The organism is Streptomyces sp. NPDC101393 (genome assembly GCF_044767385.1).
GTDB lineage: Bacteria > Actinomycetota > Actinomycetes > Streptomycetales > Streptomycetaceae > Streptomyces.
In genome coordinates, this window is the sequence record NZ_JBIWNU010000013.1 from 35,801 (window position 1) to 54,780 (window position 18,980).

Genomic DNA, 18,980 nt, shown 5'->3' on the forward strand with positions numbered 1-18,980 from the left:
ATACCTGACCACCTTCCCGTCCGTTAGCCCACCGGACGCGGCACTCTCGCCGCGCACGGTGGGCTCTCGGCGAGGAGGAGCGGATGGACGACCTTCCGCCGCTCATCGATCAGCACAGCCACGGCGCGCTGCACGGCGAACTCGGCCTCGGCTCCTTCGAGGCCCACCTCGCCGCCGCGGCCGGCGCGCACCGCCCGGCCCCCGCGGGCACCAGCTACTTCGACAGCTGGACCGGCATCGCGATACGCAGATGGTGCCCCCCGCTGCTCGGCCTCGAGCCGCACTGCCCGCCCGCCCGCTATCTGGCCCGCCGGCGCGAGCTGGGCGCCTTCCGCGCCGGCCGTCTGCTGCTGCGCGGCGCGGGCATCGGCACGTTCCTGGTGGAGGCGGACGGCACCGGCGATCTGACGTCGGCGGCCGAACTGGCCGCCGCGGCCGAGGCCCGTGCCCACGAGGTCGTACGGCTCGAAGCGCTCGCCCAGCAGATCGCCGACACCTCGGGCAGCGTCGACTCCTTCCTCGGCTACACGGCGGAGGCCCTGTACGCCGCGGCCCAGCACGCCACCGCCTTCGCCTCCGGCGCCACCTACTGCGACGGGCACGCCCCGGAGGCGGGTGAGGTACGGCGCGCGGCGGACCGCTGGCTGCGCGGCCGCCGGCCCGGGGAGCGGCCGGTCGGGCCCGTGCTCGGACGGCATCTGCTGTGGAGCGCGATGGCGACCGGGCTGCCGGTGCAGCTGCACTGCCACGATCCGCGGCCGCTCGCGGAGTTCCTGCGGGCCACCGCCGGCATCGGTGCGGACCTGGTGCTGCTGCCCGGGACGCCGCACCACCCGCAGGCGGCGAGTCTGGCCGCCGCGCACGCGCACGTCTACGCGGACGCCGGGCCGGACCCCGCACAGACCCTCGGCCGGGCACCGTTCGGCAAGCTGCTGTTCTCCTCCGGCGCGCGGGGGCTGCCGGAGCTCTACGTCACCGGCGCCGGGCTGTTCGTCCGCGCCATGCGGCGGACGCTGCGGGAGTGGACGGACGAGGGGCTGTGCACGGCACAGGACGGGCGCCGGATCATCGAGATGGTCGGGTCGGGCACCGCGCGGCGGATCTACCGGCCGGCGGCGGAGGTGGCGGCGGCCGGCTGAGCCGCCGGCGTCTCCTCGTCCCCGGCGGGCGCCGGCACGACCGGCAGCGGACCGCGTTCGCGCAGCGCGAGGACGATCCGCAGGACGGCGATCCAGACCAGCGCCGAGCCGAACATGTGCAGTCCGACGACGATCTCCGGCAGTCCCAGGAAATACTGGGTGTAGCCGATGACGCCCTGCAGCAGCAGGCAGCCGAACAGCTCCAGCACGGCGCGGCGCGGGGCGGCCGGCGCCTTGACGGCGCGGAGCACGAACCACAGCGCGACGGTCAGGCCCACGACGACGTATACGAAGTCGACGTGCAGCTGGGTGATCTCCTGCCAGTCCAGCGGGATGCGGTGGACCTTCTTGGCGTCGCCGGCGTGCGGGCCGGTGCCGGTGACGACCGTGCCCACGAGCGTCAGCACCGCCGTCGCCGCGAGCAGCACCCAGGACAGCTGGCGCACCGGGCGGACGACCACGCCACGCGGTTCCTCGTCGCCCTCGCAGGCCCGCCGCCAGGTCACCACGGCCACCGTGAGCAGGCCGGTGGTGAGCAGGAAGTGCGCGCTGACGATGTACGGGTTGAGGCCGGTGAGGACCGTGATCCCGCCGACGACGGCGTTGCCCATGACGATCCAGAACTGGGCCCAGCCGAGCCGGGTCAGCGAACGGCGCCGGGGCGCGCGGGCGCGGGCCGCGATGATGAAGAGGCCGACGACCGCGCAGAGCACGTACGTCAGCATGCGGTTGCCGAACTCGATCAGGCCGTTGATGCCCATCGCCGCGGTCGGCGTCAGGCTGTCCGGGGTGCACCGGGGCCAGGTGGAGCAGCCGAGGCCGGACTGGCTCAGCCGCACCGCACCGCCGGTGATGACGATGATGACGGCCATGACGACGGCGGCGAGTGCGGCCCGCTGCACGAAGCGTGCGGACGGCTGCCAGCGGCGGGCGATCAGCTCAAGGGGATTCAGCGTGTTCGGCACGGGAGCAATCGTAGGCGGCCCTTTGTGCAAACTTTCACGAGGGGTGCGTATCGCAACGGAACGCCCCCGGCGGCTACTCCCAGCGGAAGAAGCGGGCCGCCGCGCCGAGGCCCAGCACCGACCACGCCGCCAGGATGCCCAGGTCCGCCCAGGGCAGGCCCGCGCCGTGCTGGAGGACGTCGCGCAGCCCGTCGGACAGCGCCGCGATCGGCAGCAGGCCGAGCACGGACTGCGCGGCCTCCGGGAACTTCTCCAGCGGCACGATCACGCCGCCGCCGACCAGGAGGAGCAGAAAGACGAGGTTGGCGGCCGCGAGGGTCGCCTCCGCCTTGAGCGTGCCCGCCATCAGCAGGCCGAGACCGGAGAACGCCGCGGTGCCCAGCAGGAGGAGCAGCACCACGGAGAGCGGGTTGCCGTGCGGGGACCAGCCCAGGGCGAGCGCCACGACGGTCAGCAGCGCGATCTGCAGCACCTCGGTGACCAGCACCGCGCAGGTCTTCGCGGTCATCAGGCCCCAGCGCGGCAGCGGCGAGGCGCCGAGCCGCTTGAGCACGCCGTACCGCCGCTCGAAACCGGTGGCGATGGCCTGCCCGGTGAAGGCGGTGGACATCACGGCGAGCGCCAGGATGCCGGGGGCCAGGAAGTCGACGGAGCCGCCCGCGCCGCCCGCCGTGTCCGTGGGCACCGCGATGATGTCGACGGCGGAGAACAGCACCAGCAGCAGCGTCGGGATGATGACGGTCAGCAGCAGCTGCTCGCCGTTGCGCAGCAGCATCCTGGTCTCCAGGGCCGCCTGCGCGCGGATCATCCGGGGCAGCGGGGCCGCCCCGGGGCGCGGCGTGAACGTGCCGGTGGTGGCCTCGGTGACGGTCATACGCGCAGCTCCTTACCGGTCAGCTCCAAGAAGACGTCCTCCAGGGTGTGCCGTTCGACGGCTATGGCGTCGGGCATCACGCCGTTCTGCGCGCACCAGGAGGCGACGGTGGCGAGGAGCTGCGGGTCGACCTTGCCGTTGACCCGGTAGGTGCCGGGGACGATTTCGGTGGCGGCGCTGTCGGCGGGCAGCGCCTTGAGGAGCGAGGCGACGTCGAGGCCGGGGCGGCCGGTGAAGCGCAGGGTGTTCTCGGCGCCGCCCCGGCACAGGGCGTCCGGGCTGCCCTGGGCGATGACCCGGCCGCCGTCGATGATCGCGACGTCGTCGGCCAGCTGCTCGGCCTCGTCCATGAAGTGGGTGGTCAGCACGACGCTGACGCCGTCCGTGCGCAGTTCGCGCACCAGGTCCCAGGTGGCGTGCCGGGCCTGCGGGTCGAGGCCGGCCGTCGGCTCGTCGAGGAAGACCAGCTCGGGCCGGCCGACGACGGCCATCGCCAGCGCGAGCCGCTGCTGCTGGCCGCCGGAGAGCCGGCGGTAGGCGGTGCGGCCGCAGCTGCCCAGGCCCAGCCGTTCGATGAGGTGATCCACGTCGAGGGGGTGGGCGTGCAGGGTGGCGGTGTGCCGCAGCATCTCCTCGGCCCTGGCGCCCGGGTAGACACCGCCGGACTGGAGCATCACCCCGATCCGGGGCCGCAGTGCCGCGGCGTCGGCGACCGGGTCGAGGCCCAGGACGCGGACCGTGCCGGCGTCCGGGCGGCGGTAGCCCTCGCAGGTCTCGACGGTGGTGGTCTTGCCGGCGCCGTTGGGGCCGAGGACCGCGGTCACCGCGCCGCGCGCGACGGTCAGGTCGAGCCCGTCCACGGCGGTCTTGGTCCCGTATCGCTTGACCAGGCCGACGACCTCGGCGGCAGGCTCGGTTCGCATGCCGGGCAGTCTACGGAGCGGGGCCCGGCGCCCGGGAGCGGGGCCCCGGCGGTGTGCGGGTAGTCAGGATGGCGGTGTCCGGGCGCGCGGGTTCCGGTGCCGGTGCGGCCGGCGGAGAGGTGCCCCGGACCGGTGCGGGGCCCGGCAGCCGCTCGGATTAGGTAACCCTAAGTGATCGAGACCACCAGTCCGTGATCCGGACGAGGGTTGTATCGCCTTGACGAATTACGCAACAATGGCGTTGTGAAATACGCGAGCGAGGATCAGGAAGGGCCCGCGGTCGAGACGACCGCAGGGCCGGCCGCCTCCGCGCCCGACCGGAGCGAGCAGGCCGCCCGGACCGCATTCCCGCAGTCCCCCCACCCGGCCGCAGCTCCGCACGACGAGCAGCAGGGCACCCGCAATCGGGTCGTCCGCTCCATTCTCGACCACGGTCCGTCCACCGCAGCCGAGCTGGCGCTGCGCCTGGAGCTGACCCAGGCGGCCGTCCGACGGCACCTGGACGCGCTGGCCGCGGAGGGTGTCGTCGAGCCCCGCGAGAAGCGGGTCTACGGCGCGCGCACCCGCGGCCGCCCGGCCAAGGCCTTCGCCCTCACCGACTGCGGGCGGGACGCCTTCGACCAGTCCTACGACGAGCTGGCCTCCGACGCGCTGCGCTGGATCGCGCAGAGCGCGGGAGGCGGCGAGAAGGGCGAGGCGGCGGTCGCCGCGTTCGCCCGCGCACGGCTCGCCGGTCAGGCCGAGGGGTACCGCGAGGCGGTCGAGGCCGCCCGGCCCGAGGCCCGTACCCAGGCCCTTGCCGAGGCATTGACCGCGGACGGGTACGCTGCTACGGCGCGCAGCGCGCCCAATTCCCAGCTCGGTGAACAGCTCTGCCAGCACCACTGCCCGGTCGCCCATGTCGCCGAGCAGTATCCGCAGCTGTGCGAGGCGGAGACCGAGGTCTTCTCCCGATTGCTCGGGACCCACGTACAGCGTCTTGCCACCATCGCCCACGGCGACGGGGTGTGCACGACCTTCATCCCGAAGGCCGGCAGGACCGCTCACCGCACCACAGCGCCGAAGAACACCAAGACCATCACAGCATCTGCAAGCACGGCCGGGAGGAACCCCGCATGACGCTCCCCACGGAGACTGCTCACCCCGAGCTCGAGGGCCTGGGCAAGTACGAATACGGCTGGGCCGACTCCGACGTGGCCGGCGCCTCCGCGAAGCGCGGTATTTCCGAGGCCGTCGTCCGCGACATCTCGGCCAAGAAGAACGAGCCGGAGTGGATGCTCAAGCTCCGTCTCAAGGGCCTGAAGCTGTTCGGCAAGAAGCCCATGCCGAACTGGGGCTCCGACCTGTCGGGCATCGACTTCGACAACATCAAGTACTTCGTCCGCTCCACCGAGCAGCAGGCCGCCTCCTGGGAGGACCTGCCCGAGGACATCAAGAACACCTACGACAAGCTCGGCATCCCCGAGGCGGAGAAGCAGCGCCTGGTCGCCGGTGTCGCCGCGCAGTACGAGTCCGAGGTCGTCTACCACCAGATCCGTGAGGACCTGGAGGAGCAGGGCGTCCTCTTCCTGGACACGGACACCGCGCTGAAGGAGCACCCGGAGCTCTTCCAGGAGTACTTCGGCACGGTCATCCCGGTCGGCGACAACAAGTTCGCGTCGCTGAACACCGCGGTGTGGTCCGGCGGGTCGTTCATCTACGTCCCCAAGGGTGTCCACGTCGACATCCCGCTGCAGGCCTACTTCCGGATCAACACCGAGAACATGGGCCAGTTCGAGCGGACGCTGATCATCGTCGACGAGGACGCCTACGTCCACTACGTCGAGGGCTGCACGGCGCCGATCTACAAGTCGGACTCGCTGCACTCCGCGGTCGTCGAGATCATCGTGAAGAAGGGCGGCCGCTGCCGCTACACGACGATCCAGAACTGGTCGAACAACGTCTACAACCTGGTCACCAAGCGCGCCGTCGCTTATGAGGGCGCGACCATGGAGTGGGTCGACGGCAACCTCGGCTCCAAGGTGACCATGAAGTACCCGGCGGTTTACCTCATGGGTGAGCACGCCAAGGGCGAGACCCTGTCCATCGCCTTCGCGGGCGAGGGCCAGCACCAGGACGCCGGCTCCAAGATGGTCCACATGGCGCCGAACACCTCCTCCAACATCGTCTCCAAGTCGGTGGCGCGAGGCGGCGGCCGGACCTCCTACCGCGGTCTGGTCGAGATCGGCGAGGGCGCCGCGGGCTCCAAGTCCAACGTGCTCTGTGACGCCCTGCTGGTGGACACCATCTCCCGCTCGGACACCTACCCGTACGTCGACGTCCGCGAGGACGACGTGTCGATGGGTCACGAAGCGACCGTCTCCAAGGTCAGCGAGGACCAGCTCTTCTACCTGATGGCCCGCGGCCTGACGGAGTTCGAGGCCATGGCGATGATCGTGCGCGGCTTTGTCGAGCCGATCGCCCGTGAGCTGCCGATGGAGTACGCACTGGAGCTCAACCGGCTGATCGAGCTGCAGATGGAAGGTTCGGTCGGCTGACCCCCGGCCCCCCGCAGCGACCGACTCCCTGATTGCAGAAAGCGAGCACGACGACAGCCATGGCTGAGGCTCAGAACATCCCGGCGGGTTCCACGACCACCGGCTCCATCGCGGTGGCCGCGGAGTCCACCGTCGCCACCCGGATGAGCGCCCCGCCGTCCTATGACGTGGCGGACTTCCCGGTGCCGCACGGCCGCGAGGAGGAGTGGCGCTTCACGCCCCTCGCGCGCCTGCGGGGCCTGCACGACGGCACCGCCGTCGCCGGTGGTGCCGACCTGAAGATCGACATCACCGCGCCCGAGGGCGTCACCCACGAGCTGGTCGACCGCGACGACGCCCGCGTCGGCAAGGCCGGCAAGCCCGTGGACCGGGTCGCCGCGCAGGCGTACAGCGGCTTCGAGAAGGCCTCGGTCGTCACGGTCCCCAAGGACACCGTGCTCGACGAGCCCATCCGGATCGCTGTGCACGGCGAGGGCGGCACCGCCTTCGGCCACCAGGTCATCGAGCTGGGCGCGTTCGCCGAGGCGGTCGTCGTGATCGACCACACCGGCGACGCCGTGCTGGCCGCCAACGTCGACTACCTCCTCGGTGACGGCGCCAAGCTGACCGTCGTCTCCGTCCAGGACTGGAACGACACCGCCGTCCACGTCGGCCAGCACAACGCCCTCGTCGGCCGCGACGCCTCGTTCAAGTCCGTGGTCGTCACCTTCGGCGGGGACGTCGTCCGCATCCACCCGCGGATCACCTACGCGGCCCCCGGCGGCGAGGCGGAGCTCTACGGCCTCTACTTCACCGAAGAGGGCCAGCACCAGGAGCACCGCCTCATGGTCGACCACGAGGCGCCGAACTGCCGCTCGCACGTCACGTACAAGGGCGCGCTGCAGGGCCAGGACGCGCACGCCGTCTGGATCGGTGACGTCCTCATCCGGGCGTCCGCCACCGGCACGGACACCTACGAACTCAACCGCAACCTCGTCCTCACCGACGGCGCGCGGGTCGACTCGGTCCCCAACCTGGAGATCGAGACCGGCGAGATCGTCGGTGCCGGACACGCCTCGGCGACCGGCCGCTTCGACGACGAGCAGCTGTTCTACCTGATGGCCCGCGGCATCCCCGCCGACGAGGCCCGCCGGCTGGTCGTCCGCGGCTTCTTCGCCGAGCTCGTCCAGCAGATCGGTCTCCCGGACGTGGAGGCCCGCCTGATGACCAAGATCGAGGCTGAGCTGGAAGCGTCCGCCGCATGACGTACGTACGCGCAGCGGCGCTCAGCGAGCTGGAGGAGGACACCCCCACCAGGGTGGAACTCGACGGCACGCCGGTCTCCCTGGTCCGCACCGAGGGCGAGGTGTTCGCGATCAACGACATCTGCTCGCACGCGAACGTCTCCCTCTCGGAGGGCGAGGTGGAGGACTGCTCGATCGAGTGCTGGCTGCACGGCTCGAGCTTCGACCTGCGCACCGGCAAGCCGTCCGGTCTTCCCGCGACGCGCCCCGTCCCCGTATACCCCGTAAAGATCGAAGGGGACGACGTGCTCGTCTCCGTCACCCAGGAGTCCTGAGTTCCCCATGGCAACGCTTGAGATCCACGACCTGCACGTCTCCGTCGAGGCCGAGAACGGCCCGCGCGAGATCCTGAAGGGCGTCGACCTGACTGTGAAGCAGGGCGAGACGCACGCCATCATGGGCCCCAACGGCTCCGGCAAGTCGACCCTCGCCTACTCGCTGGCAGGCCACCCCAAGTACACGATCACCGGTGGCACGGTCACCCTCGACGGCGAGAACGTCCTGGAGATGTCCGTCGACGAGCGCGCCCGTGCCGGCGTCTTCCTCGCCATGCAGTACCCGGTCGAGGTGCCCGGCGTCTCCGTCTCCAACTTCCTGCGGACGTCCGCGACGGCCATCCGCGGCGAGGCCCCCAAGCTGCGGCTGTGGGTCAAGGAGGTCAAGGAGGCCATGGAGCGTCTCTCCATGGATCCCGCCTTCGCCGAGCGCAACGTCAACGAGGGCTTCTCCGGCGGTGAGAAGAAGCGCCACGAGATCCTCCAGCTGGAGCTGCTCAAGCCGGCCATCGCGATCCTCGACGAGACCGACTCCGGTCTGGACGTCGACGCGCTGCGCACCGTCTCCGAGGGCGTCAACCGCGTCCGCGAGACCGGCGAGGTCGGCACCCTGCTGATCACCCACTACACGCGCATCCTGCGCTACATCAAGCCCGACCACGTCCACGTGTTCGCGAACGGCCGGATCGCCGAGTCCGGTGGCGCCGAGCTCGCGGACAAGCTTGAGGCCGAGGGCTACGAGGAGTACACGAAGGGCGGCGCAAGCCTGTGAGCTGGGGGCACCTCTCAGCGATAGCTGGGGGAGCACGCGAGGCCACCGGCCTGCGGACGACCTGCTCCCCGCAGGTGCGCCTCGTGGGCGGAGAAGCGAACGAAAGGGCACGAGCGTGACACAGATGCCGGGCCTCCTCGACACAGAGGCGATCCGTAAGGACTTCCCCCTCCTGGATCGCGTGGTCCACGACGGGAAGAAGATCGTTTACCTGGACAACGCGGCGACTTCGCAGAAGCCGCGCCAGGTGCTCGACGCGCTGAACGAGTACTACGAGCAGCACAATGCCAACGTCCACCGCGGTGTGCACGTGCTCGCCGAGGAGGCCACGGCGCTGTACGAAGGCGCCCGCGACAAGGTCGCGGCCTTCATCAACGCGCCGAGCCGCGACGAGGTGATCTTCACGAAGAACGCCTCCGAGTCGCTCAACCTCGTCGCGAACATGCTGGGCTGGGCCGACGAGCCCTACCGCGTGGACCGCGAGACCGAGATCGCGATCACGGAGATGGAGCACCACTCCAACATCGTCCCGTGGCAGCTGCTCTCGCAGCGCACCGGAGCGAAGCTGAAGTGGTTCGGGCTGACCGACGACGGCCGGCTCGACCTCTCCAACATCGACGAGGTCATCACGGAGCGGACCAAGGTGGTCTCGTTCACCCTGGTCTCCAACCTGATGGGCACGATCAACCCGGTCGAGGCGATCATCCGGCGCGCCCAGGAAGTCGGCGCGCTGGTCTGCATCGACGCCTCGCAGGCCGCCCCGCACATGGTGCTGGACGTGCAGGCGCTGCAGGCCGACTTCGTGGCCTTCACCGGCCACAAGATGGTCGGCCCGACCGGCATCGGTGTGCTGTGGGGCCGCCAGGAGCTGCTGGAGGACCTCCCGCCGTTCCTCGGTGGCGGCGAGATGATCGAGACCGTGTCGATGCACTCCTCGACCTACGCCCCCGCGCCGCACAAGTTCGAGGCCGGTACGCCCCCGATCGCCCAGGCCGTCGGCCTCGGCGCGGCCGTGGACTACCTCTCCGCGATCGGCATGGACAAGATCGCCGCGCATGAGCACGCGATCACCGAGTACGCCGTCAAGCGGCTGCTGGAGGTCCCCGACCTGCGCATCATCGGTCCGAGCACGGCCGAGGACCGCGGGGCGACGCTCTCCTTCACACTCGGCGACATCCACCCGCACGACGTGGGCCAGGTGCTGGACGAGCAGGGCCTCGCGGTCCGGGTGGGCCATCACTGCGCCCGGCCCGTTTGCCTGCGGTACGGAATTCCTGCGACCACGCGAGCGTCGTTCTATCTGTACTCCACTCCCGGCGAGGTCGATGCCTTGGTCGAGGGCCTGGAGCACGTCCGCAACTTCTTCGGTTAAGAGACAACCGCCGGTTCATTGGGCACAGCGGATGAGGACGAGGACTGACTGAGCTGTGAAGCTGGATTCCATGTACCAGGAAGTCATCCTGGACCACTACAAGCACCCGCACGGGCGCGGTCTTCGGGACGGCGACGCCGAGGTGCACCACGTCAATCCCACCTGCGGTGACGAGATCACCCTGCGGGTGCGGCTCAACGGCGCGACCATTGAGGATGTGTCCTACGAGGGCCAGGGCTGCTCCATCAGCCAGGCCAGTGCGTCGGTCCTCAACGATCTCCTGGTCGGCAAGCAGCTCGGGGACGCGCAGAAGATCCAGGAGACGTTCCTGGAACTGATGCAGTCCAAGGGGCAGCTGGAGCCGGACGAGGCGATGGAAGAGGTGCTGGAGGACGCTGTCGCGTTCGCCGGTGTCTCGAAGTACCCCGCGCGCGTGAAGTGCGCGCTGCTCAGCTGGATGGCCTGGAAGGACGCCACGGCCAAGGCTCTCTCGGAGGAGGCGAAGACCGCATGACCGACACCCCGACCACCACCAAGCCGGCCTCGGAGGAAGAGGTCCGCGAGGCGCTGTACGACGTCGTGGACCCCGAGCTGGGCATCGATGTCGTCAACCTGGGCCTGATCTACGGCGTGCACATCGACGACGCCAACATCGCCACCATCGACATGACGCTGACCTCGGCGGCCTGTCCGCTGACCGATGTCATCGAGGACCAGGCGAAGTCCGCGACGGACGGTCTGGTCAACGAACTGAAGATCAACTGGGTCTGGATGCCCCCGTGGGGCCCGGACAAGATCACCGACGACGGCCGCGAGCAGCTGCGCGCGCTGGGCTTCAACGTCTGATCGCCCCCTGGGCGCCGCCTGAGGCGCCCTTGGTGAACGGTTTCACGGCCGTGCCCGCCGGACTCACCGGCGGGCACGGCCGTTTCGCATGCCCGCCCGTGCTTGTGTACGACCGTACGCAACGTTGTGTACGCTCGTACGCATGGTCTATGTGACGCTGGCCGGCGCGATCGCGTCCGAGATACTCGCGACCACCGCGATGAAATACAGCGACGGCTTCAGCAGGCTCTGGCCGTCCCTGGGCACCGCGGTGGGCTACCTCATCGCCTTCGCCCTGCTCGCCCGGACCCTCCGGACGATGAGCATCGGCGCCGCGTACGCGATCTGGTCCGGCGCCGGCACCGCCGTGATCGCGGCGATCGGCATGGTCTTCCTGGGCGAGAGCGCGAGCGCGCTGAAGATGCTCGGCCTGCTGCTGGTCATCGCCGGCGTCGCGGTGCTCAACCTGGGCGGGGCGCACTGATGGCCCGCCGCTACGACCCCGCGCGCCGCCAGCGGATCATCGACGCGGCGATCGGCATCGTCGGCCGGCGCGGGATCGCCGCGCTCAGCCACCGCACCGTGGCCGCCGCCGCCGACGTCCCGCTCGGCTCGACGACCTATCACTTCGCCACGCTCGACGATCTGCTGGTCGCCGCCCTGCGGCAGGTCAACGGCGAATGGCTGGCCGGCTTCGCACGCTGGGTCGATTCCATCGACCCGGCGGTACCGCTCGCCGACGAGGTCACCCGGCTCATCGAGGAGACCCTGTCCGGCGACCGCTCGCGGGTGGAGCTGGAGTACGAGCTGTATCTGGCGGCGCTGCGGCACGCGGCGGTACGGCCGATCGCCGCCGAGTGCCTGGACGAGATGGTGCGGCTGCTCGGCCGGCGGACCGGGGACGTGCCCACCGCACGGGCCGTGGTCGCCCTCGCCGACGGGCTGATGCTGCAGCACCTGCTGACCGGGCTGCCCTTCGAACGCGCCGCCGTGCGGGCCGGGCTGGGCGGGGTGCTGGGCCGAGCGGACGGCGCCGCGACCCCGGGGCCGCCCGGCCGCTGAGACCGGTTCGCCTCGGCGGGCGCCCTCCGGTTAAGTTTTCGGCATGACCGATGCTGCTACCTCTCGTACCACCGGCGCCGTCGCCGCCGGGCTCGCCACCGTCACCTCCGACGGCACCGTTCTCGACACCTGGTTCCCCGCGCCCGAGCTGATCGCCGCGACGGCCGACCTCGGCCCCGCCGGCACCGAACGGCTGGACGACGAGCGCGCCGCCGAGCTGCTGGGCGCCGCCGCGCCGAAGGCCGTCGGCCTCGACCCGGTCCGTGATGTCGAGGTCGTGGCCGTCCGTACGGTCATCGCCTCCCTGGACGACAAGCCGCTGGACGCCCACGACGTCTACCTGCGCCTCCACCTGCTGAGCCACCGCCTGGTCAAGCCGCACGGCCAGAACCTGGAGGGCCAGTTCGGTCTGCTGTCGAACGTCGCCTGGACCTCGCTCGGCCCGGTGGCCGTCGACCGGCTGGAGAAGGTGCGCCTGAACGCCCGCGCCGAGGGACTGCACCTCCAGGTCACCAGCGTCGACAAGTTCCCGCGGATGACCGACTACGTCGCGCCCGCCGGTGTGCGCATCGCGGACGCCGACCGGGTGCGGCTCGGCGCGCACCTCTCCGCCGGCACCACCGTCATGCACGAGGGCTTCGTGAACTTCAACGCCGGCACGCTCGGCACCTCCATGGTCGAGGGCCGGATCAGCGCGGGCGTCGTCGTCGGCGACGGCTCGGACATCGGTGGCGGCTCCTCCACGATGGGCACCCTGTCGGGCGGCGGCAAGCAGATCATCTCGATCGGCGAGCGCTGCCTGCTCGGCGCCGAGTCCGGTATCGGGATCGCCCTCGGCGACGAGTGTGTCGTCGAGGCGGGCCTGTACGTGACCGCGGGCACCCGCGTCACGCTGCCCGACGGCCAGGTCGTCAAGGCCCTGGAGCTGTCCGGCGCCGACAACATCCTCTTCCGCCGCAACTCCACCACCGGCGTCGTCGAGGCGCGGCCCAACAAGGCGGTCTGGGGCGGCCTCAACGAGGTGCTGCACAGCCACAACTGATCGCTCACGATCGACGGCGATCACTTCGCGCGGCCCGGTGGGGGATCCCCACCGGGCCGCGCGCGTAACGGATCCGCTGCGGCTGCCATGGGCGTGACAAAAGCCGGGCAGGGCGCCGTTAGGCTTTACCCATGCGTGATCTTGTAGCGGGGATGCGGTATCTGGGCAAGGGCCAGCGGTGGGTCGCCGGGCACGGCCGATGGTGGGGGTTCGGGCTGATCCCCGCGCTGATCGCCCTCGTGCTGTACGCCGCGGTGCTCACCGTGCTCGCCATCTGGTCCGGCGACATCGCCGCCTGGGCGACACCGTTCGCCGATGGCTGGGGCGCGCCCTGGCAGGCCCTGCTGCGCGGGCTGTTCGTGGCCCTGCTGTTCGCCGGCGGGCTGATGCTGTCGGTGCTCACCTTCACCGCCGTCACCCTGCTGATCGGCGACCCCTTCTACGAAGCGCTGTCGGAGAAGGTCGAGGAGTCCGAGGGGGCCTGTCCGCCGAGCCCGGACCGGCCGCTGTGGCAGGAGATCTGGATCGCCCTGCGGGACAGCGTCCATGTGCTGCTGCGGGCCGCCGGCTTCGGTGTGGTGCTCTTCGCCCTCGGCTTCCTGCCCGTCATCGGGCAGACCGTGATCCCGGTGCTCGGCTTCTGCGTCTCCGGCTTCTTCCTCGCCGTCGAACTGACCTCGGTCGCGATGCAGCGCCGGGACATCCCCGTCCGGGAACGTCTGCGGCTGATGCGCGGCCGCAAGGCGCTCGCCATCGGCTTCGGCGTCCCGGTCGTGCTGCTCTTCCTCGTCCCCTTCGTCGCGGTGTTCCTGATGCCGGGCGCGGTGGCCGGCGCGACGCTGCTCGTACGGGACCTGGTGCCGGGCGAGGAGGAGCCGCCGGCGGCGCCGGGGGACGGCATGGACCAGCTCGGGACCGGATCGCCGTACGGCGGGGCCGCCCCGGCGGCGGGCGGCTTCGGACAGGCCCCCGCCCCCTTCCCGGCTACCCCGGGACAGCAGCGGGCACCGCAGTCCCCGCCGGCGCCGTACCCGCATCCGCCGACCGGCCCCGGGTCGTCCGCAGGGCGTCCGCCAGCCGGCTGGTGAGCTGCGGCCCGGCGTCCAGCAGCGGGCCGCGGACCGGGCCCGCGGGCAGTCCGAGATGGTTCAGCAGGGCCTTCGCGGTGACCGTTCCGGGGGCCTCGCCGCCGGTCATCGCCTCGATGAGGGGCACCAGGCCGAGCTGGCGGCGGGCGGCCTGTGCCGTGTCCCCGGCGTCGTAGGCGTCCAGCACGGCGCGGACGGCTCCGGGCGCCACGTTGGCGGCGGTGCTGACGCAACCGGTGGCGCCCAGGGCCCGTAGCGGCAGGATCTGCTCGTCACACCCCGAGTAGTAGGCCAGGCCGGTGCCGGCCAGCACCTTCGCCGACTTCAGCGGGTCGTAGGCGCAGTCCTTGACGGCCAGGATCCGTGGATGGGCGGCCAGCCGCAGCAGGGTGTCCGCGGTCAGCGCGGTGCCGGTGCGGCCCGGGATGTCGTAGAGCATCACCGGCAGGCCGGTGGCGTCGGCGACCGTCCGCAGATGGTGCGCGACGGCCTCCTGGGTGGGCCGCGAGTAGTACGGCGTGACCACCAACAGGCCGTGTGCGCCCGCGCGTTCGGCGCTGTGGGCGAGGGCGAGGGTGTGCCGGGTGTCGCTGGTGCCGATGCCCGCGGTGATCCGGGCCCGGTCGCCGACCGCTTCGACGACGGCCCGCAGCAGGGTTTCCTTCTCGGCGTCCGTGGTCGTGGGGGACTCCCCGGTGGTGCCGCTCAGGACGAGGCCGTCGCAGCCGCCGTCCACGAGGTGTGTGGCGAGCCGCTGCGCGCCCTCGGGGTCCAGCTCCCCGGCGGCGGTGAACGGGGTGATCATGGCGGCGGCCGTGCGGCCGAAGTCCGGTGCGAAGGGTGGGGTCGCGGTGTTCATGCCGGGAGTGTCACTCCGTCCATCATTTCACGTCCACTTAGTTGTGCCGGCTTCTCCGTTAAGCACTGCTACGCAGAAGCCGTGGCGGCCGTGCCGGAACGCGAGAGCGGCCGCCGCGCTGTTCAGGCGCGGCGGCCGCTCAGGCATCACAGGCTCAACACCGGTCAGGCGTTGCGCGACCGCGACTTGAGGTCCTGGGTCCGCTCGGAGGCGGTCTCAGGGCTCTGCGGCTTCCGCTCGCGGTCCGTGCGCCGCTCGGGAGCGCGGTCCTTGCCCGACTTACGGTTGGGGGCCTTCGGCATGATGACTCCTTGTCTGGCCGATTTGCTTACCTGCCCAGTACCGCACCCTCAGGGGGAGTTGGCGATCCGGACGTGGGCCACAGGAGTGACGGCCCCTTCTCAGGGCCGGATGCGCAGCACCTGCGGATCATGGTCGCTCGCCTGATCCGCGTACTCGGCGTTGATGTGCACGATGTCGTAATCGGTGCGGGTCAGGTGGCGGCTGGTGAGCATGTGGTCCAGCACCTGGGAGTTGCCGCTGTAGACATAGCCGTAGCGCTCGGCGCGCGGCAGCCGGCCGACGAGGTCGGTGAGCGCACCGCCGTCCGTCAGGGCCTTCAGCGCGGGCGAGAACTGGTAGTCGTTGAGGTCGCCGGCCACCACCACATCCGCCTTGGGGTCCTTGGCCAGCAGGTCCTTCACGAAGGCGTTGACCAGCTTGGCCTGCCCGGTGCGCTGGGTCTCCGAGCTGCGGGCCGGCGGCTGGAAGCGGCTGTCCAGGGCCTGGTCGCCGCCCTTGGAGTTGAAGTGGTTGGCGATCACGAACACCCGGCTGTCCGGGCGGCTCCTGAGCGCGAACTGGCCGACCAGCGGCTTGCGGCTCTCCTTCCACGCCGGGTCGGTGGGCGCGATCCGGCCCGGTGAGGCGGAGAGGGTGGCCCTGCCGTGGTCGCCGACCGCCTTCACCGGCGTGGTCGCGTCACCGCCGGCGATGTCCTTGAACGCCACCCGGTCGGGGTTGAAGAGGAACGCCACCCGGATGTTGCCGCCCGGCTCGCCGCCGTCCTTGTCGTTGGCCGGGTCGATCTGCCGGGCCTCGTACGCGGGCCCGCCGGCCGCCTTGATCGCCTCGGTGAGCTTCTTCAGGGTCTTCCCGGCGGTGACGGTGCCGTCGTCGGTGGCGCCGTTGTCGTCCTGCACCTCCTCCAGGGCCACCACGTCGGGCGCGGCCAGATGGTGCACCAGCGCCTTCGCGAGCCGGTCGAACTTGGCCTGCGGCGTGGTGGGGGAGAGGTTCTCGACGTTGTAGGTGGCCACCGACAGCTCGTTGTCCGCCTGCTTGCGGGTGGACTCCGGGTCCGGGCTCTTCCCCGCGGCCTTGCCCAACTCGGTCGCCTGGAGGGTGTAGCCGCCGAAGTTGTCGTAGTCCAGCGGGCCCGACGTGGTCCCGGTCAGCTTGTCGCCGACATCGGCGACAGGGAAGGGCTGCTGCGCGAGGGGGATCAGCGAAGCCACCTTGACGCGGCCGCCGTTGGGGTCGCCGTAGGAGCTGTAGAGGGCGCCGCCGCGGGCCGTGCGCTGGTGCTTGGGCTCGGCGGTCACCCACAGCTCGTGGTGGGTGTTCGTCGGGCCGACGACCGGGGCGTCGGACACCGACACCCGCATGCCCTCCAGGGACTCGTAACGGTCCAGGGCGTACGAGGACGGGCGCAGGGCGCGCGACTCGATGCTCTTGCCGCCCGCGTCGGGTGCGTAACGGGCCGGAATCGAGGCCGCGTTGAGCTTGAAGGTGGCCGGCAGCTCCGCGCCGGAGGCGGTGACCTTCCAGGTGGCGTCGGTGATCTCGGTGACGGACTGGAGGCCGGCGTCCTTGCCGCCCGGGTAGTACTCACTGACCGTGCCGTCGACGGTGACCGCGTCACCGACGGCGACCTTCGGCGATTCCTTGCCGGTGTAGACGAAGACGGCCTCACTGGTCGCCCGGTCGTCGTCCGGGTGCGGGTCCTGGACCCAGAAACCGCGTGCCGATCCGAACGTCCGGACCGCGGTGACCGTACCGGGCACACCGCTGACCTGTTTGCCGGCCAGCGGGGATATTCGGGTGCTGCCCTGGATGTCGTGGATGCGGGCGCCGGCCGCGGAAGCGGACTGCGGGGACGTGAGCAGTCCGGTGGCGAGGGCGGCGCAGGCCACCGCGCCGATGGCGGCAGGCCTGCGGAGCGAACGACGGGACGGCATGAATGCCTCCGGGGAGTGGGGGAGTGGGACAGATCCGTGCGGAGCGGGACCGGCGCTCTCTACGCGCGTCAATCTCTTGTGTGGCCAAGGGAGTTGTCAAGGTTCACCCGGTGGCCGGTGCCCGTCCGGGGGGAGAACTGCCCGAGATAGGAAGATTTCCGTCTACGCTTGGTCGGCGCACGAGCCCGTAGTCCGTTCGAGGAGCTGAGCCCCAGATGTCCGCAGACCGTCCCACCCTGCCGCCGGTGCGGCTGCACTCCGAAGCGGAGCTGGCCCGGGACGCGCTGAGCGCGCCCCTGATGGCCAGGGCCGCCAAGCTCGCCCGCTGGGCCGAGCGGGGTGTCCCCGTGGGCGTCGGCGGCGAGATCCTCCAGGAGTCGCTGGGCGCCGCCACCGCGCACCTCGGGCTGGACGGTGACGAGGACGGCGTCGCGTACACCGCCGAGGCCTGGCAGCTGGCCGTGGACACCGGCCTGGTGGACATCGACGAGGGCGACGAGGAGGCCGGGGAGGACGCCGCGGACCTGCCGGACGGCGCCGCGGTCGGCACCGCCACCCCCGGCGAGGAGCTCGGCCTGCTCACCTCCGGCAGCCCGCAGGACATCCTCGACATCTGGCTCGGCGGCATGGAGACCGTGCTCGCCGACGCCGTCGCCCCCGACCTCTCCGACATCGCCGACCAGCTCGCCGACGGCGGCGAACTCGACCTCGACGCGATCGACTGGAACCCGGAGGAGGAAGCCGAACTGCTCGACGGCATCCTCGGCAACCTCTACCTCCTCACCGCCCTCAATGAAGGCCCTGACCAGGACGTCCCGCTGCCGGCGCTGGCCGCGTCCATGATCGTCCCGGACGACATGGACGAGCCCACCGACGACATCCTCGAAGAGGTCTCCGCGGCGATGATGCGCCTGGACGACCAGTTCCGGGTGCTGGAGCCGATCGGCCTGGTCGCCTACACCCCCGTCGACGAGGCCCTCATCGAGGAGCTGGACGAGGACGGCGAGACGGTCAGGGCCGCCGAGCCGCAGGACGAGGAGGACGTCTCCCGCTACGGCCTGGTCCGCCTCACCCCGCTCGGCATCTACGCCGTACGCGCCCGGATGCTGGACGCCGGAGTCCAGGCCCCCGCCGTCGGCGACCTCACCGACAAGGGCGCCGACGTCCTCCTCGACGCGCTCCCCGACTACCCCGAGACGCTCGCCCAGGCCGAGTCCGAGCAGTGGCTCGCCGCCCGCACCCCCGCCGACGCCGCCCGCGACCTGCTCGCCGCGGCCCGCGGGGACGACGAGCGCGCCCCGCTGCGCCGGCTCGCCGCCCAGCAGACCCTCTCGCTGGTCGCACCGGACGCCGAGCCCGCACTGCGCGAGGTGCTCGACGACCGGCAGCTCGGCGGCCTGTCCCGGGTCTGGCTCGCCGAGCGCGCCCTGCCCGGCATCCCCGAGCCGTCCCAGGACATGATCTTCTGGCTGACGGTGGACACCATCGCGGCACAGCTCGACAGCGAGGACGAGGACACCGCGGCCGAGCTGCGCGACCTCGTCCAGGGCCTCACCGACCAGCACAGCGGCTTCTTCGACGCCGCCTGGCGGGTGGACCACCCGGCCACCGCCGACGTCCTGGAGGCCATGGGCCGGCTGCACCCGGACAAGAAGGCCGCCAAGGAGGCCCGCAAGGCCGCCTTCAAGGCACGCTCCCGCCAGGGGGACTGACCCCCGGAGCAC

At 71.2% G+C, this 18,980-nt stretch carries 20 protein-coding genes; 14 read left to right on the forward strand and 6 right to left on the reverse strand.

Translation table 11 applies throughout. From position 1 onward, the window contains the following. The first annotated feature begins 83 nt into the window (after positions 1-83). Positions 84-1,139: an amidohydrolase gene (locus ACIRQ7_RS33150; RefSeq protein ID WP_404266288.1), complete on the forward strand. Its 1,056-nt coding sequence runs from the start codon at positions 84-86 to the stop codon at positions 1,137-1,139. On the opposite strand, the gene ACIRQ7_RS33155 is transcribed toward ACIRQ7_RS33150, so the two are convergent. From ACIRQ7_RS33155 to ACIRQ7_RS33165, 3 genes are all read right to left on the reverse strand, one after another. Beyond that, positions 1,103-2,104, reverse strand: coding sequence for a heme A synthase (locus ACIRQ7_RS33155; protein ID WP_404266289.1), 1,002 nt, complete (start codon positions 2,102-2,104; stop codon positions 1,103-1,105). The genes ACIRQ7_RS33150 and ACIRQ7_RS33155 overlap by 37 nt on opposite strands. A 73-nt stretch (positions 2,105-2,177) precedes the next feature. Then, on the reverse strand, positions 2,178-2,978 hold the full coding sequence (locus tag ACIRQ7_RS33160; protein ID WP_404266290.1) for an ABC transporter permease: 801 nt from the start codon (positions 2,976-2,978) through the stop codon (positions 2,178-2,180). Continuing rightward, positions 2,975-3,901, reverse strand: coding sequence for an ABC transporter ATP-binding protein (locus tag ACIRQ7_RS33165; RefSeq protein WP_401478888.1), 927 nt, complete (start codon positions 3,899-3,901; stop codon positions 2,975-2,977). Before ACIRQ7_RS33165 ends, ACIRQ7_RS33160 begins: the two co-directional genes overlap by 4 nt. Positions 3,902-4,144: 243 nt before the next feature. Between ACIRQ7_RS33165 and ACIRQ7_RS33170 the strand changes: the two genes are divergently transcribed. The 12 genes from ACIRQ7_RS33170 (at position 4,145) to ACIRQ7_RS33225 (ending at position 14,157) form a co-directional block, all read left to right on the forward strand. After that, the gene (locus ACIRQ7_RS33170) at positions 4,145-5,020 is read left to right on the forward strand and encodes a helix-turn-helix transcriptional regulator (protein WP_404266291.1); all 876 of its coding nucleotides are present in this window, start codon (positions 4,145-4,147) and stop codon (positions 5,018-5,020) included. Further along, positions 5,017-6,438 (forward strand): Fe-S cluster assembly protein SufB, encoded by a 1,422-nt coding sequence (gene sufB / locus ACIRQ7_RS33175; protein WP_401478882.1) that lies wholly within the window; start codon positions 5,017-5,019, stop codon positions 6,436-6,438. Before ACIRQ7_RS33170 ends, sufB begins: the two co-directional genes overlap by 4 nt. A 59-nt stretch (positions 6,439-6,497) precedes the next feature. Next, complete coding sequence (gene sufD / locus ACIRQ7_RS33180; protein WP_401478879.1) at positions 6,498-7,682, forward strand: Fe-S cluster assembly protein SufD; 1,185 nt, start codon at positions 6,498-6,500, stop codon at positions 7,680-7,682. Beyond that, positions 7,679-7,996 (forward strand): non-heme iron oxygenase ferredoxin subunit, encoded by a 318-nt coding sequence (locus tag ACIRQ7_RS33185; RefSeq protein WP_401478876.1) that lies wholly within the window; start codon positions 7,679-7,681, stop codon positions 7,994-7,996. The genes sufD and ACIRQ7_RS33185 overlap by 4 nt, the downstream gene beginning before the upstream one ends. A gap of 7 nt (positions 7,997-8,003) precedes the next feature. Next, positions 8,004-8,768: a Fe-S cluster assembly ATPase SufC gene (gene sufC / locus ACIRQ7_RS33190; RefSeq protein WP_244415588.1), complete on the forward strand. Its 765-nt coding sequence runs from the start codon at positions 8,004-8,006 to the stop codon at positions 8,766-8,768. A 115-nt stretch (positions 8,769-8,883) separates the two neighbouring features. Then, on the forward strand, positions 8,884-10,140 hold the full coding sequence (locus tag ACIRQ7_RS33195) for a cysteine desulfurase (protein WP_401478873.1): 1,257 nt from the start codon (positions 8,884-8,886) through the stop codon (positions 10,138-10,140). A gap of 55 nt (positions 10,141-10,195) precedes the next feature. After that, on the forward strand, positions 10,196-10,654 hold the full coding sequence (gene sufU / locus ACIRQ7_RS33200; RefSeq protein WP_401478870.1) for a Fe-S cluster assembly sulfur transfer protein SufU: 459 nt from the start codon (positions 10,196-10,198) through the stop codon (positions 10,652-10,654). Beyond that, a complete protein-coding gene (locus ACIRQ7_RS33205; protein WP_401478867.1) occupies positions 10,651-10,986 on the forward strand; it encodes a metal-sulfur cluster assembly factor in 336 nt (111 codons plus the stop codon). The genes sufU and ACIRQ7_RS33205 overlap by 4 nt, the downstream gene beginning before the upstream one ends. 142 nt (positions 10,987-11,128) lie before the next feature. Beyond that, a complete protein-coding gene (locus tag ACIRQ7_RS33210; protein WP_404266292.1) occupies positions 11,129-11,449 on the forward strand; it encodes a DMT family transporter in 321 nt (106 codons plus the stop codon). Beyond that, positions 11,449-12,027, forward strand: a complete 579-nt coding sequence (locus ACIRQ7_RS33215; RefSeq protein ID WP_404266293.1) for a TetR/AcrR family transcriptional regulator — start codon at positions 11,449-11,451, stop codon at positions 12,025-12,027. The genes ACIRQ7_RS33210 and ACIRQ7_RS33215 overlap by 1 nt, the downstream gene beginning before the upstream one ends. Positions 12,028-12,070: 43 nt before the next feature. Beyond that, positions 12,071-13,069 (forward strand): 2,3,4,5-tetrahydropyridine-2,6-dicarboxylate N-succinyltransferase, encoded by a 999-nt coding sequence (gene dapD / locus ACIRQ7_RS33220; RefSeq protein ID WP_404266294.1) that lies wholly within the window; start codon positions 12,071-12,073, stop codon positions 13,067-13,069. Between the two features lie 131 nt (positions 13,070-13,200). Continuing rightward, positions 13,201-14,157: an EI24 domain-containing protein gene (locus tag ACIRQ7_RS33225; protein WP_404266295.1), complete on the forward strand. Its 957-nt coding sequence runs from the start codon at positions 13,201-13,203 to the stop codon at positions 14,155-14,157. Here the strand turns inward: ACIRQ7_RS33225 and dapA are convergent. The 3 genes from dapA to ACIRQ7_RS33240 all read right to left on the reverse strand — a co-directional run bounded on the left by dapA (position 14,054) and on the right by ACIRQ7_RS33240 (position 17,256). Beyond that, complete coding sequence (gene dapA, locus ACIRQ7_RS33230; protein ID WP_404266296.1) at positions 14,054-15,016, reverse strand: 4-hydroxy-tetrahydrodipicolinate synthase; 963 nt, start codon at positions 15,014-15,016, stop codon at positions 14,054-14,056. The genes ACIRQ7_RS33225 and dapA overlap by 104 nt on opposite strands. A gap of 164 nt (positions 15,017-15,180) precedes the next feature. Next, positions 15,181-15,318, reverse strand: coding sequence for a hypothetical protein (locus ACIRQ7_RS33235; RefSeq protein WP_401478855.1), 138 nt, complete (start codon positions 15,316-15,318; stop codon positions 15,181-15,183). Positions 15,319-15,417: 99 nt separating this feature from the next. Further along, positions 15,418-17,256: an endonuclease/exonuclease/phosphatase family protein gene (locus ACIRQ7_RS33240; RefSeq protein WP_404266297.1), complete on the reverse strand. Its 1,839-nt coding sequence runs from the start codon at positions 17,254-17,256 to the stop codon at positions 15,418-15,420. 215 nt (positions 17,257-17,471) lie between these two features. On the opposite strand from ACIRQ7_RS33240, the gene ACIRQ7_RS33245 reads away from it, so the two are divergent. Continuing rightward, positions 17,472-18,968, forward strand: a complete 1,497-nt coding sequence (locus ACIRQ7_RS33245) for a hypothetical protein (protein ID WP_404266298.1) — start codon at positions 17,472-17,474, stop codon at positions 18,966-18,968. The last annotated feature ends 12 nt before the right edge of the window (positions 18,969-18,980 follow it).

Excerpts from the sequence above, each read along its gene's own strand:
- ACIRQ7_RS33225 (WP_404266295.1), top strand. The coding sequence starts at position 13,201 with ATGCGTGATCTTGTAGCGGGGATGCGGTATCTGGGCAAGGGCCAGCGG.
- ACIRQ7_RS33215 (WP_404266293.1), top strand. The coding sequence starts at position 11,449 with ATGGCCCGCCGCTACGACCCCGCGCGCCGCCAGCGGATCATCGACGCG.
- dapA (WP_404266296.1), bottom strand. The coding sequence starts at position 15,016 with ATGAACACCGCGACCCCACCCTTCGCACCGGACTTCGGCCGCACGGCC.
- ACIRQ7_RS33185 (WP_401478876.1), top strand. The coding sequence starts at position 7,679 with ATGACGTACGTACGCGCAGCGGCGCTCAGCGAGCTGGAGGAGGACACC.
- dapD (WP_404266294.1), top strand. The coding sequence starts at position 12,071 with ATGACCGATGCTGCTACCTCTCGTACCACCGGCGCCGTCGCCGCCGGG.
- ACIRQ7_RS33160 (WP_404266290.1), bottom strand. The coding sequence starts at position 2,978 with ATGACCGTCACCGAGGCCACCACCGGCACGTTCACGCCGCGCCCCGGG.
- ACIRQ7_RS33150 (WP_404266288.1), top strand. The coding sequence starts at position 84 with ATGGACGACCTTCCGCCGCTCATCGATCAGCACAGCCACGGCGCGCTG.
- ACIRQ7_RS33205 (WP_401478867.1), top strand. The coding sequence starts at position 10,651 with ATGACCGACACCCCGACCACCACCAAGCCGGCCTCGGAGGAAGAGGTC.
- ACIRQ7_RS33165 (WP_401478888.1), bottom strand. The coding sequence starts at position 3,901 with ATGCGAACCGAGCCTGCCGCCGAGGTCGTCGGCCTGGTCAAGCGATAC.
- ACIRQ7_RS33235 (WP_401478855.1), bottom strand. The coding sequence starts at position 15,318 with ATGCCGAAGGCCCCCAACCGTAAGTCGGGCAAGGACCGCGCTCCCGAG.
- sufB (WP_401478882.1), top strand. The coding sequence starts at position 5,017 with ATGACGCTCCCCACGGAGACTGCTCACCCCGAGCTCGAGGGCCTGGGC.
- ACIRQ7_RS33245 (WP_404266298.1), top strand. The coding sequence starts at position 17,472 with ATGTCCGCAGACCGTCCCACCCTGCCGCCGGTGCGGCTGCACTCCGAA.
- sufC (WP_244415588.1), top strand. The coding sequence starts at position 8,004 with ATGGCAACGCTTGAGATCCACGACCTGCACGTCTCCGTCGAGGCCGAG.
- ACIRQ7_RS33210 (WP_404266292.1), top strand. The coding sequence starts at position 11,129 with ATGGTCTATGTGACGCTGGCCGGCGCGATCGCGTCCGAGATACTCGCG.
- ACIRQ7_RS33240 (WP_404266297.1), bottom strand. The coding sequence starts at position 17,256 with ATGCCGTCCCGTCGTTCGCTCCGCAGGCCTGCCGCCATCGGCGCGGTG.
- sufD (WP_401478879.1), top strand. The coding sequence starts at position 6,498 with ATGGCTGAGGCTCAGAACATCCCGGCGGGTTCCACGACCACCGGCTCC.